This window comes from Actinomadura opuntiae (assembly GCF_030283205.1).
GTDB lineage: Bacteria > Actinomycetota > Actinomycetes > Streptosporangiales > Streptosporangiaceae > Spirillospora.
This window is the reverse complement of the sequence record NZ_JASNWF010000038.1, coordinates 55,429-67,255: the sequence shown is the minus strand read 5'-3', so window position 1 is coordinate 67,255 and position 11,827 is coordinate 55,429. Positions and strand designations below refer to the sequence as shown.

The following is an 11,827-nucleotide window of genomic DNA, read 5'->3' as shown; positions in this document are numbered from 1 at the left end:
CGCCCGAGACCCATCCGGCGCCGCCGCCCGCGGAACCGCCCGCCGCCGAGCCGCCGCCCGCGGCCGCGCCTCCGGTGCACGTCCCGGAGGCGCCGGCGCCCAAGCCGGTGCCGAGTCCGGCGGCGCCCGCACCGCGCCCGGCACGGGTGGAGGCGCCCGCTCCGGTCCCGATGGTGCCGCGCCCGCGGCCGAAGAAGCCAGCGCCGTCCCCGTCGCCGCAGGCCGTCAACCGTGCGGCGAAGACGAAGGCGAAGCCGCTGGAGCAGCGGCGCAACCCGCTCAGCACCTCGCTGGTCCTGGTGGTCATCGCGGTCGTCGTCAGCGCCGGGACGGCCATCGCGTTCGCCCGCTGACCCGCCGCCCCCCCCGAGGCCGCAGGCCCGCGCGTCCTCGCCCGTCCCGCCGCGCCGGGGTCGGGCGGGGACGCGCACCGCACCCTCGAACGGCGCGGCCGGATCAGGGGAGGCGGGCCTTCAGGTACGGGGCGGTGCGGCTCGCGGATGCGGCCGCCACCCGGGCGGGCGGGCCCTGGGCGACGACTCGGCCGCCCTCGTTGCCGCCGCCGGGTCCCAGGTCGATGACGTGGTCGGCGGAGGCGACCACGTCCATGTCGTGCTCGGCGACGACGACGGTGGCGCCGCCGTCCACGAGCGCGTGCAGCTGCCGGGCCAGCAGCTCGGTGTCGGCCGGGTGCAGGCCGGTGGTCGGCTCGTCCAGCAGGTACAGCACGTGGCCGCGGCGGGCGCGCTGCAGTTCGGTGGCCAGCTTGATGCGCTGCGCCTCGCCGCCGGACAGCTCCGTGGCCGGCTGCCCGAGCCGCAGGTACCCCAGGCCGACGTCGCGCAGCGCGGCGAGTGCGCGGGCGGCCGGGGCGACCTCGGCGAGGAACCCGGCGGCCTCCTCCACCGTCATCGCCAGCACGTCGGCGATGCTCGCGCCGTGCCAGGCGATCTCCAGCGTCCCGGGGTTGTAGCGGGCGCCGTGGCAGACGTCGCAGACCGCGTAGGTCGACGGCAGGAACAGCAGCTCGACCGAGACGTACCCCTCGCCCTGGCAGTTCTCGCACCGGCCGCCCGGCATGTTGAACGAGAAGCGTCCCGCGTCGTACCCGCGCGCCCTCGCCTCGTCCGTGGCGGCGAACCGTTTGCGGACGGCGTCGAACAGCCCGGTGTAGGTCGCCAGGTTCGAGCGCGGCGTGCGCCCGATCGGCCGCTGGTCGACCCGCACCACCCGCCCGACCGCGGCGCTGCCGTCCGCGTGCTCGGCCAGCACGTCCACGAACGTCGACTTGCCCGACCCGGACACGCCGGTGACGGCGGTGAACACCCCGAGCGGCACGTCGGCGTCCAGCCCCCGCAGGTTGTGGCGGGTGACGCCGCGTAGCTCCAGCGCCCCCGAGGCGGCGCGCGGCTCCCGCCGCGGAGGTTCGGGAGGCTCGAACAGGTACCGTCGCGTGACCGACTCGGCGACGTCCCGCAGTTCGGCGACGGGCCCGCTGTGCAGGACGCGGCCGCCGTGCACGCCCGCGCCGGGGCCGACGTCCACGACCCAGCCGGCGCGGCGCACGACCTCCATGTCGTGCTCGATGACGAACAGGCTGTTGCCCGCCGCCTTCAGCCGCTCCAGTACCGTCATCAGCGCCTCGGTGTCGGCGGGGTGCAGGCCGGCGGACGGCTCGTCCAGCACGTACACCACGCCGAACAGCCCGGACCGCAGCTGGGTCGCCAGCCGCAGCCGCTGCAGCTCCCCCGCCGACAGGGTCGGGGCCGGGCGGGACGTGGCGAGATACCCCAGGCCGAGCTCCTCCAGCACCTCGATGCGGGCGGTCAGGTCGCGGGCCAGGACGGCGGCGGGCCCGTCCCCGGCCAGGTGCGGGCGCAGCACGTCCGCCAGCGCCGACAGCGGCAGCGCGGCCAGCTCGGCGATGGTGCGGCCCGCGAAGGTGACCGCCAGCGCCTCGGGCCGCAGCCGCCGCCCGCCGCACACCGGGCACACGGCCGAGACCAGGAACGATTCGGCGCGGCGGCGGCGCGCCTCGCTCTTGGAGTCGGCGTAGGCGCGCAGCACCAGCCGCTTGGCGCTGGAGTAGGTGCCCTGGTAGGGGCGGTGGATGCGGTGCGCCTCGCGGACGGGATGGACGGTCACGACGGGCTGCTCGTCGGTGAACAGGATCCACTCGCGCTGCTCGCGCGGCAGCTCCCGCCAGGGCCGGTCGATGTCGTAGCCGAGCGCGTCCAGGATGTCGCGCAGGTTCTTGCCCTGCCAGGCGCCCGGCCAGGACGCGATGGCGCCGTCGCGGATGCTCAGCGACGGGTCGGGGACCAGCGACTCCTCGGTGACCTCGTGGACCTCGCCGAGGCCGTGGCAGTGCGGGCAGGCGCCGGCGGCGGTGTTCGGCGAGAACGCGTCGGAGTCCAGCCGCTCGGCGCCGGGCGGGTACTCCCCCGCGCGCGACATCAGCATCCGCAGCGAGTTCGACAGCGTCGTCACCGTGCCGACCGACGACCGCGAGGACGGCACCGACCGGCGCTGCTCCAGCGCCACCGCCGGCGGCAGCCCGGTCACTTCGTCGACGGCCGGCGCCGCTACCTGGTGCAGCAGCCGCCGCGCGTACGGGGCGACCGACTCCAGGTAGCGGCGCTGCGCCTCGGCGTACAGCGTGCCGAACGCCAGCGACGACTTGCCCGACCCGGACACGCCCGTGAACGCCACCAGCGCGTCGCGCGGGATCGCGGCGTCCACGCCGCGCAGGTTGTGCTCGCGGGCGCCGCGCACCCGCACGAACGGGTCGTCGGCGGCCTGCATGATCAGCACACTACCGGCCCGCCGCCGCGCACCGGCCGGCCGGGGACCCGCAGGTCAGGGGCGGCGGCCGACCCCGCCGAACACCAGGAACCGCTCGGGGTCGCGCACCTCGTCGTCGTCGTCGGGGCGCCACAGCGGCACGTACACCAGGCCCGGGTCCAGCAGGTCCCAGCCGTCGAAGAACCGCAGGATCTCCGCGTGCGACCGCGACACCGCCGGGGAGGTCGCCCGGTCGTACAGCTTGCCGATCGCGGCGGTCTTGCCCGGCTGCGCCTCGTGGGTGAGGTGGGACAGCACCAGGTGGCTGCCGGGCGCGCCCGCGTCGCGCAGCGCGGCCGCGATGGCGGCCGGGTCCTCCTCGTCCTTGACCAGGTGCAGCGCCGCGACGAGCAGGAACGCCACCGGCTTGGCCAGGTCGACGAGCCGGTTCAGCTCCGGGTCGGCCAGGATCTCGCGGGGGCGGCGCATGTCGGCCTGGATCACCGTGGCGCGGTCGTTGCCCGCCAGGATCGACCGGCTGTGCGCGACGGCGACGTCGTCGTTGTCGACGTACACCACCCGCGCGTCCGGGTTGACACCCTGCGCGACCTCGTGCACGTTGCCCTGTGTGGGGATCCCCGACCCGATGTCGATGAACTGGTCGACGCCGGCCCGCGCCGCCGTGCGGACCGCGCGGCGCAGGAACGCCCGGTTCGCCTGCGCGAGCTCCCGCGCCTGCGGCTCGATCCGCAGCAGCCCGGTCGCCAGGTCACGATCGGACGCGAAATTGTGCCCTCCGCCGAGCAGGAAGTCGTACACCCGTGCGACGCTTGGTCTCTGACTGTCGACCTCGGGTGGGATCCACTCGGAGTCCATGCATCGTCTCCCTTTTCAGCCGAGGGCGTCGTCCGCGGGGGGATTCAGCGTAACGCGAATCACACCGCCGCCGTCCTCGCGCAGCCGACAGTGAAGGACCGATGTCAGAGCCATTCGCAGCGCACGCCGGTCCGGTGACCGTCCTGCTGACCCCCGACGGCACGGTCACCGCCTGCACCGGCGGCGCCGCCCGTCTGCTGGGCTGCCCGGCGCCCGCCGCGGTGGGCGCGCGGCTGGCCGACCTGCTCGGACGCGCCGCCGCCGGGTCGCTGGCCGCCGCGCTCAAGCAGGCCGCGGCCGGCCGTCCGTGGCGCGGCACGCTGCCGCTGCCGGGCGGCGACCCGCTGGTGTCGTGCGAGCCGATGGCGGCCGGCTCCGGCCAGACGCTGGTGGCGCTGACCGTCGCGCCGCCGTGGGCCGACGGGGTGGAGCTGCTGAACGAGGCGGGCCGCCGCATCGGCTCCACGCTCGACCTGCACCGCACCGCCGCGGAGGTCGTCGGGGTCGCGGTGCCCCGGTTCGCCGACGCGGGCGCCATCTACGTGCTCGAGGCGCTGCTGGCCGACGACCGGCCCGTCCCGCCCGCCGGGACCGGCGCCCACCCGGCGGTGGTGCGCCGGCTCGCGATCGCCTTCGCCGAGGACGACCCGCGCGCCTGGGCCCGCGAGTTCCCCGTCAACGAGGTCATCGTCTACCCGCCCGACACCCCCTACGCCCGCTGCATCAACACCGCCCGCATGGTCGAGTTCGGCAGCGACGCCATCCCCGACGCGATCGTGCACCGCACCGGCCCGGCGATGGAGGGGCTGCTGGACCACGTGTCGCTGCTGGCGGTGCCGCTGGTGGCGCGCGAGCGGGTCCTGGGGTTCGCGGTGTTCAGCCGCAAGCGCGGACGGCTGCCGTTCGCGCCCGCCGACACCGCGCTGGCGGGCGAGCTCGCGGCCCGCGCCGCGACCTGCGTCGACAACGCCTGCCTGTACCGGCGCGAGCACCGCACCGCGACCGCGCTGCAGGCGAGCCTGAAGCCCGGCCGCGTCACCGTCCCCGCCGGGCTCGAGATCGCGCACCGGTACGTTCCGGCCGGCAGCGACGTCGGCGGCGACTGGTACGACGTCGTCCAGCTGCCCGGCGACCGGGTCGCCATCGTGATCGGCGACTCGGTCGGGCACGGCGTCACCGCGGCCGCCGCGATGGGGCAGCTGCGGATCGCCGCGCACACCCTCGCCGGCTGCGAGCTGCCGCCCGCCGAGGTGCTGACCCGGCTGGACACCATCGCCCAGAACCTGGACGCCGCGCAGTTCGCCACCTGCCTGTGCCTGGTCTGCGACCCGGCGACGATGCGGTGCGAGCTGGCGTGCGCCGGGCATCCGCCTCCGCTGCTGACGCTGGCCGACGGCGCGGCCCGGCACTTCGCCGTCCCGCACGGGCTGCCGCTCGGGGTGTCGGACCCGGCGCACCCGCCCGAGTACCAGCAGCTCGCCGGCGCCATCCCGCACGGCGCGACCCTGGCGTTCTACACCGACGGGCTGGTGGAGAGCCGGATGCGCACCGTCGACCAGGGCATCGCCCGGCTGGCGTCCGCGCTCGTCGCCTCGCGATCCCCCTCGCTGGAGGAGACCGCCGACGGCGTCCTGGCCCTGCTGGCCGACCAGCAGGGCCACGACGACATCGCCCTCCTGCTCGTCCGCGCCGCCGGCACAGCCTGACCCGGCCCGCCGGCGGCCGAACGCTACAGGCCGGGGATCTGGTGATTGCGGAACGCGTCCACGAAATACTCGTGATCACGGCGGACGATCTCGGCGTAGCCGGTGCCGAAGGCGACCATGTCCTCCACGAACGCGGTCTCGTCCGCGCCGATCACCGCGTTGATGGCGTCCTCGACCTGGAAGCCGACCAGGGTGTGGTCGGAGTCGGTGTCGGACACGCAGTGCACCTTGGCGGTGGCCCGGCCGAGGTCGTCCAGCACCGACAGCATGTCCTCCGGCTCGGTGAGGCCGCCCCAGTCCAGGTCCTCCTCGTAGGGCGACAGCTCCTGCACCACGTAGCCGACGCCGTCGATCTGGGTGTAGCCGAGCCAGGGGTCGGTGTTGGCCTGCAACGCGCGCCGCGACACGGCGGTGCGGTGCCCGTGGTGCTGGAAGTACTCGCGGATGCGGGAGTCGTCGACGACCCGGCTCGGCGCGGCGACGTTGCCCTGCTTCATCGACAGGATGACGTCGTTCTCCAGCGCCTGGGTGTTGCCCTCCACCAGGATGTTGTAGGCCGACAGGCCCGCCGAGCCGATCCCGAACCCGGACGCGCCGACGATGTCCTTCACCTGGTAGGTGAGGCTGCCGAACCGCTTCTCGGCCGGGATCGTGTTCAGGTACTCCTGGTAGGCGGCCTCCACCACGGCGCGCTCGGCATCGTCGAGGCGGCGGACGCCGGGCCGGTCGCGGAACCGGCGGTCGGGGCCCTCGACGACCGTCATGCCCGCCAGCAGCCCGATCCGGGTGCCGCCCATCGCCTCGATCAGCACGTCGCGGACGTAGCCGTCGGAGTTGGCCAGCGTGAGCGCGAACTTCTCGTCGCCCTCGTGCGTGGCGAACTGGCGGACCTGGTCGACGTAGCCGCGCACGTAGGTCTCGATCAGCCGCCGGATGTCGGCGTCGGAGATCGCCTTCTGCCACGCCAGCAGCGCCAGGCTCGCCACCAGCCGCTTGACGTCCCAGGTGAAGTGCCCGACGTAGGCCTCGTCGAAGTCGTTGACGTCGAACACGAACACGCCGTCGTCGTTCATGTAGGTGCCGAAGTTCTGCGCGTGCAGGTCGCCCTGGATCCACACCCGGCTCGTGCGCTCGTCGGCCCACCGGTCGTCGTCGTGCTGGACGTCGGCGTAGAACAGGCAGGCGCTGCCCCGGTAGAACGCGAACGGGTCGGAGGCCATCTTGCGGAACCGGCGGCGGAACTCGGCGGGGCTGCGCTCCATCAGGTCCGCGAACGCCTCGACCAGCACGTCCACGATCTGCCGCTGGCGCTCCTTCGGATCGCGCCCGTGCAGAACCTCGATGACGCTCGCCATGCTGTCTCCCTCGATGATCACGTGATTCCCCGCCGCAGCCGGGGAGCTGGCGATCATTCTGCCGAATCCGCCCCCGCCCGGGCGGTGAACAGCGGGAGAAGCGCCGGTTCCGACCGCAACAGGCCGAGCGCGGTCTCGGCGTGCCCGGGGACGTAGCCGTTGCCGATCAGCATGGTCACGTCGGCGGCCAGCCCCTCGGCGCCGAGCGCGGCGGCCGAGAACGAGGTCGCCATCGAGAAGAACACCACGGTCCCGCCGGGCGCGGTGGCCAGGATCGCGCCGTGCTCGCAGCCCGGCACGTCCACGCACACCACGGTGACGTCGGCGGGCTCGCCGATCGCGGCGGCGACCGCGACCGGGTCGCGGGCGTCGGCGCGCACCACCGCGTCGGCCAGGCCCGTCGCGGCCAGCAGCTCCTCCTCCGCGGCCGTCGGCACCAGCCCGATCGTGCGCGACGCGCCCGCGCGGCGCGCCGCCGCCAGCGACAGCGAGCCGCTCTTGCCGGCGCCGCCCAGGACCGCGACGACGGGACGCTCGCGGGAGGCGACGACCCGCTCGGTCAGCGCGGGCGCCCCGCACACGTCCATCACCGACAGCGCGACCGGGACGGGCAGGTCGTCGGGCAGGACGGCGGCGATGGAGCGCGCGAACAGGATCGCGTGCCCGTCGGCGGGGATCTGCTCGGAGCGGCCGTCCCAGCGGGCCAGGCCGTCGGTGACGGCGAGCGGGGTCAGGGTGAGTGAGACGAGGGTGGCGATGCGGTCGCCGGGCTTCAGCCCGAGCGGGGAGTCCGGCCCGGCCTCCTCGACGGCGCCGACGAGCATCCCGCCCGACCCGGTGACCGGGTTGTGCATCTTGCCGCGCTCGCCGATGATCCGCAGCACCTCGGCGCGGATCGCGTCCGGGTCGCCGCCGTGCGCGGTGTGCAGTTGCCGGTAGGACGCGGCGTCCAGGTTGAGCCGCTCGACGCGGACGCGCACCTCGTCGGGGCGGATCGCCGGGTCGGTGTCCAGCCGCGCCGCCGCCTGCGGCAGCACGCCCGCCGGCTCCAGCACCCGGTGCAGCCCCACGGCGGTCCCCGTCCCCGCCGCCGTCCCGGCTCCGCTCATCCCCGCGCCCTCCGCAACGTCCGTGTCCCGTGTGATCCATGGTGATGTCCCGGAAGATATACCGGTCACCTCTAGTTTCGGTGGAAGTCTTCCCGTAACGTCGGCTCCATACAAGACTTTTATGCGAACGATGTGACGCGAGGAGGCGGTCGACGATGACCACTGCCCTGCATCCGGACCCGGACGCGGCCGTCCGGACCCCGGTGGCCGACCGGGACGCGGCCCGCCAGCCGTACGCCTACCGGCGCCGGCCGCTGGAGGAGCCCGACTGGCGGCGGCTGCCCGGCTGGCGCGAGGTCACGGACGCGGAGTGGGAGTCGGCGCAGTGGCAGCGCGCGCACTGCGTGAAGAACATCCGCCAGCTCCGCGCCCTCATGGGCGACCTGCTGGACGAGGCGTTCTACGCCGACCTCGAGCGCGACCAGGCGGAGCGCGCGACGATGTCGATGCTGCTCCCGCCGCAGATGCTCAACACCATGGACACCTCCTCCACCGAGGCGTTCTACGCCGACCCGGTGCGGCGCTACATGCTGCCGGTGTTCAGCGACCGGCGCACCGACTGGCCCTCGCACCCCTACGCCACCCGCGACTCGCTGCACGAGGCCGAGATGTGGGCCGTCGAGGGGCTCACCCACCGCTACCCCACCAAGGTGCTGGCCGAGCTGCTGCCGACCTGCCCGCAGTACTGCGGGCACTGCACCCGGATGGACCTGGTCGGCAACTCCACGCCGAACGTCGACAAGCACAAGTTCACGATCCGGCCCCCGGACCGGCACGAGGCCATGCTCGACTACCTGCGCCGCACCCCCGGCGTCCGCGACGTGGTGGTGTCGGGCGGCGACGTCGCGAACCTGCCGTGGCCGCGGCTGGAGGCGTTCGTCGGCGCGCTGCTGGACATCGACAACATCCGCGACATCCGGCTGGCCAGCAAGGCGCTGATGGGGCTGCCGCAGCACTGGCTGCAGGACGAGGTCCGCGCCGGCATGGAGCGCCTGGCCGCCAAGGCGAACGGGCGCGGCGTGCAGATCGCGATCCACACCCACGTCAACGCGGCCGGTTCGGTGACGCCGCTGGTCGCCAAGGCGGCCCGGGCGATGCTCGACACCGGCGTCCGCGACGTCCGCAACCAGGGCGTGCTGCTGCGCGGGGTCAACGACTCCCCCGGCGCGCTGCTCGACCTGTCGTTCGCGCTGCTCGACGAGGCCGGCATCATGCCCTACTACCTCTACATGTGCGACATGATCCCCAACAGCGAGCACTGGCGGCTCGCCGTCTGGGAGGCGCAGGAGCTGCAGCACGCGATCATGGGCTACCTGCCGGGCTTCGCGACGCCGCGCATCGTGTGCGACGTCCCCTACGTCGGCAAGCGCTGGGTGCACCAGCTCGCCGACTACGACCGCGAGCGCGGCGTCTCCTACTGGACGAAGAACTACCGCACCGGACTGGAACTGTCCGATCCAGACGCCCTGACACGCCAGTATGAGTACTACGACCCGATCTATACGCTCCCCGAGCGTGGCCGCGAATGGTGGCGCGATCGGGCCGAAGCGGCTTGATCGCCCGACGCCTTTACAATGTAGATCAGGTACCGGGGTGTCCGGGCGGAATATCCTTGGACGGGTGACTTCTGAGCCGACGTCCCGTTTCCCGGTCGGCGCCGCCGCGACCGCGGCCCGCCTCGAGGACGACCCGCACCCCCTGCTCGCCCGGCTGCGCGCCGCCGAGCCCGTCTCCTGGCTGCCCGCCCTCGGCGGCTGGCTGGTCACCTCGCGCGACCTGGCGCAGCGGGTCATGCGGGACGCGGCGGCGTTCACCGTCGACGACCCGCGCTTCTCCACCGCGCGGGTCGTCGGGCCGAGCATGCTGTCGCTGGACGGGCCCGTCCACACCCGGCACCGCGACCCGTTCGCCCGGCCGTTCCGGCCCGCGCGCACCCGCGAGCGGTTCACCGCGTTCGTCGAGGCGGAGGTCGCGCGGCTGGTCGGCGGGCTCGCGCCGGCCGGCCGCGCGGAGCTGCGCGGCGAGCTGGCCGGGCCGCTGGCCGTCGCGGTCGTCGCCGAGGCGCTCGGCCTGGAGGGCGTGGACGCCGCGACGATCCGGTCCTGGTACGGGGCGTTCGTCGAGGCGGTGTCCGCCATCACCGCCGGCGGCGAGGCCCCCGCCCGCGCGGACGAGGCGTACGCGCTGCTGCGCGCCGCCGTCGAGAAGGCGATCACCGCCGGCGCGCCCGGGTCGCTGCTGGCCGAGGCCGCCGCGGACGGGGCCGGGCTGACCACCGCGGAGGTCGTGGCGAACGCCGCGATCCTGATGTTCGGCGGCATCGACACCACCGAGGGGATGATCGCGAACACGCTGCTGCACCTGCTCGGCCATCCCGATCAGCTGCGGCTCGTCCTGGACGACCCCGGCCTGCTGCCCGCCGCGATCGAGGAGTCGCTGCGCCTGGAGCCGTCGGCGTCGGTCGTCGACCGCTACGCCACCCGCGACATCGACCTCGGCGGGGTCGCGGTGCGCGAGGGGGACCTGGTGCGCGTGTCGATCGCGGGCGCGAACCGCGACCCGGCGGCGTTCCCCGACCCCGGCCGGTTCGACGTGCGGCGGCCGAACGCCGCCGAGCACCTGGCGTTCGCCCGAGGCCCGCACTTCTGCTTCGGCGCCCACCTGGCCAGGCTGGAAGCCCATACGGCGGTCGCCGCGCTCCTGGAGCTGCCGGGCCTGCGCCTCGATCCGTCCCACTCGCCGCGCGCGCACGGACTGGTCTTCCGCAAGCCGCCGCACCTGCACGTCCTCTGGGACCGGTAGCGGCCGCTCCGCCCCGCGCGCGGCGCGCCGGAGCGACGCCCCTTTTGTGGGAACATTCCGCTCATGATCGTGGAACGCCGGGTCGAGCTGCGCTTCGAACGCGAAAGCCGGGACGCCGGGACGCACACCAACCTGTCCGCCGTGCGCCAGGACGGCCGCTGCCTGTGGGTGGCGGGCGACGAGACGGCCACCATCGAGCGGCTCACCGCGACGCTCGGCGACGACGGCCTCGTCACCGGCTACGAGGGGCACACCACCGTCGCGCTCGCCGACCTCGTCGAGCTGCCCGCCGGCCCCGACGAGGAGGCCGACATCGAGGGCCTGGCGCGCAGCAACGGCTGGCTGTGGGCGATCGGCTCGCACAGCCTCAAGCGCAAGAAGATCAAGGCGAGCCACACCGGCGCGAAGGCCCGCAAGCGGCTGGCCTCGGTGGTGCGCGAGGACAACCGGTTCGTGCTGGCCCGCCTCCCGCTGGCCAACGGCGCGGACGGGCTGCCGCAGGTCGTCCGCGAGGACGGCGACCGCACCGCCGCCGTCCTCGGCCTGCACCACGACTCCGTCACCGACCTGCTCGAGGACGACCCGCACCTGGCGCCGTTCCTGTCGATACCGAGCAAGGACAACGGCATCGACATCGAGGGCATCGCCGCGCACCGCGACCGGCTCTACATCGGGCTGCGCGGGCCGGTGCTGCGCGGCTGGGCCGTGCTGGTGGAGATCCGCCCCGGCACCCACCCCGACGACCCGCGCCGGCTGGAACTGCTGCCGGTCGGCGACGGCAAGGCGCTGTACCGCACCCACTTCCTGGACCTCGGCGGGCTCGGCATCCGCGACCTGTGCCCGGACGGCGACGACCTGCTGATCCTCACCGGCCCCAGCATGGACCTCGACGGCCCCGTGCGCGTGCACCGCTGGCCGGGCATCGCCGAGGTGGACGCGCCCGAGGTCGTCACCGCCGACGAGCTGCCGCTGCTCGGCGACCTGCCCTACGGCGACGGCGACGACCACGCCGAGGGCCTCGCCGTCCTGGACGGCTCCGACGGTGCGGGGACCCGGCTGATGGTCGTCTACGACAGCCCGTCCCCGGAGCGGCTCACCGCGGACGGCGGGGTGCTGGCCGACGTCGTCCGGCTCCCCAAATAAGTGCTCGCTTCCGCGATCTGCTTGGATGGTGCCGCAACCTGCGGGAACCGGA

General features: G+C 74.3%; 8 protein-coding genes and 1 pseudogene. 5 read left to right on the top strand and 4 right to left on the bottom strand.

The window, feature by feature from the left end; genetic code table 11:
• Nucleotides 1-353 (top strand): annotated as a pseudogene (locus QP089_RS46360) (hypothetical protein); the annotation flags it as partial.
• 103 nt (nucleotides 354-456) lie between these two features.
• On the opposite strand, the gene QP089_RS46355 reads toward QP089_RS46360, so the two are convergent.
• Nucleotides 457-2,805, bottom strand: coding sequence for an ATP-binding cassette domain-containing protein (locus QP089_RS46355; RefSeq protein WP_285920987.1), 2,349 nt, complete (start codon nucleotides 2,803-2,805; stop codon nucleotides 457-459).
• 54 nt (nucleotides 2,806-2,859) lie between these two features.
• Entirely contained in the window at nucleotides 2,860-3,660 is an 801-nt protein-coding gene (locus QP089_RS46350; protein WP_285920986.1) for an SAM-dependent methyltransferase, read from the bottom strand.
• A 101-nt stretch (nucleotides 3,661-3,761) separates the two neighbouring features.
• On the opposite strand from QP089_RS46350, the gene QP089_RS46345 reads away from it, so the two are divergent.
• Nucleotides 3,762-5,366: a PP2C family protein-serine/threonine phosphatase gene (locus QP089_RS46345; RefSeq protein ID WP_285920985.1), complete on the top strand. Its 1,605-nt coding sequence runs from the start codon at nucleotides 3,762-3,764 to the stop codon at nucleotides 5,364-5,366.
• A gap of 23 nt (nucleotides 5,367-5,389) precedes the next feature.
• Here the strand turns inward: QP089_RS46345 and QP089_RS46340 are convergent, their stop codons facing one another.
• Together QP089_RS46340 and kdd are read right to left on the bottom strand one after the other, a co-directional pair.
• Nucleotides 5,390-6,721: a DUF2252 domain-containing protein gene (locus QP089_RS46340; protein WP_285920984.1), complete on the bottom strand. Its 1,332-nt coding sequence runs from the start codon at nucleotides 6,719-6,721 to the stop codon at nucleotides 5,390-5,392.
• Between the two features lie 53 nt (nucleotides 6,722-6,774).
• Nucleotides 6,775-7,830 (bottom strand): L-erythro-3,5-diaminohexanoate dehydrogenase, encoded by a 1,056-nt coding sequence (gene kdd / locus QP089_RS46335; RefSeq protein WP_285920983.1) that lies wholly within the window; start codon nucleotides 7,828-7,830, stop codon nucleotides 6,775-6,777.
• Nucleotides 7,831-7,985: 155 nt separating this feature from the next.
• On the opposite strand from kdd, the gene QP089_RS46330 reads away from it, so the two are divergent.
• The 3 genes from QP089_RS46330 (at nucleotide 7,986) to QP089_RS46320 (ending at nucleotide 11,775) form a co-directional block, all read left to right on the top strand.
• Nucleotides 7,986-9,386 carry a KamA family radical SAM protein gene (locus tag QP089_RS46330; RefSeq protein WP_285920982.1) on the top strand — a complete coding sequence of 467 codons (1,401 nt, stop codon included), beginning with the start codon at nucleotides 7,986-7,988 and terminating at the stop codon, nucleotides 9,384-9,386.
• A gap of 64 nt (nucleotides 9,387-9,450) precedes the next feature.
• Nucleotides 9,451-10,632, top strand: coding sequence for a cytochrome P450 (locus QP089_RS46325; RefSeq protein WP_285920981.1), 1,182 nt, complete (start codon nucleotides 9,451-9,453; stop codon nucleotides 10,630-10,632).
• Nucleotides 10,633-10,695: 63 nt separating this feature from the next.
• Nucleotides 10,696-11,775, top strand: coding sequence for a DUF3616 domain-containing protein (locus QP089_RS46320; RefSeq protein ID WP_285920980.1), 1,080 nt, complete (start codon nucleotides 10,696-10,698; stop codon nucleotides 11,773-11,775).
• The last annotated feature ends 52 nt before the right edge of the window (nucleotides 11,776-11,827 follow it).

Bases quoted from the DNA above. Each gene is read 5' to 3' on its own strand.
- QP089_RS46350 (WP_285920986.1), bottom strand. From the start codon at position 3,660: ATGGACTCCGAGTGGATCCCACCCGAGGTCGACAGTCAGAGACCAAGC.
- QP089_RS46345 (WP_285920985.1), top strand. From the start codon at position 3,762: ATGTCAGAGCCATTCGCAGCGCACGCCGGTCCGGTGACCGTCCTGCTG.
- QP089_RS46320 (WP_285920980.1), top strand. From the start codon at position 10,696: ATGATCGTGGAACGCCGGGTCGAGCTGCGCTTCGAACGCGAAAGCCGG.
- kdd (WP_285920983.1), bottom strand. From the start codon at position 7,830: ATGAGCGGAGCCGGGACGGCGGCGGGGACGGGGACCGCCGTGGGGCTG.
- QP089_RS46330 (WP_285920982.1), top strand. From the start codon at position 7,986: ATGACCACTGCCCTGCATCCGGACCCGGACGCGGCCGTCCGGACCCCG.
- QP089_RS46355 (WP_285920987.1), bottom strand. From the start codon at position 2,805: ATGCAGGCCGCCGACGACCCGTTCGTGCGGGTGCGCGGCGCCCGCGAG.
- QP089_RS46340 (WP_285920984.1), bottom strand. From the start codon at position 6,721: ATGGCGAGCGTCATCGAGGTTCTGCACGGGCGCGATCCGAAGGAGCGC.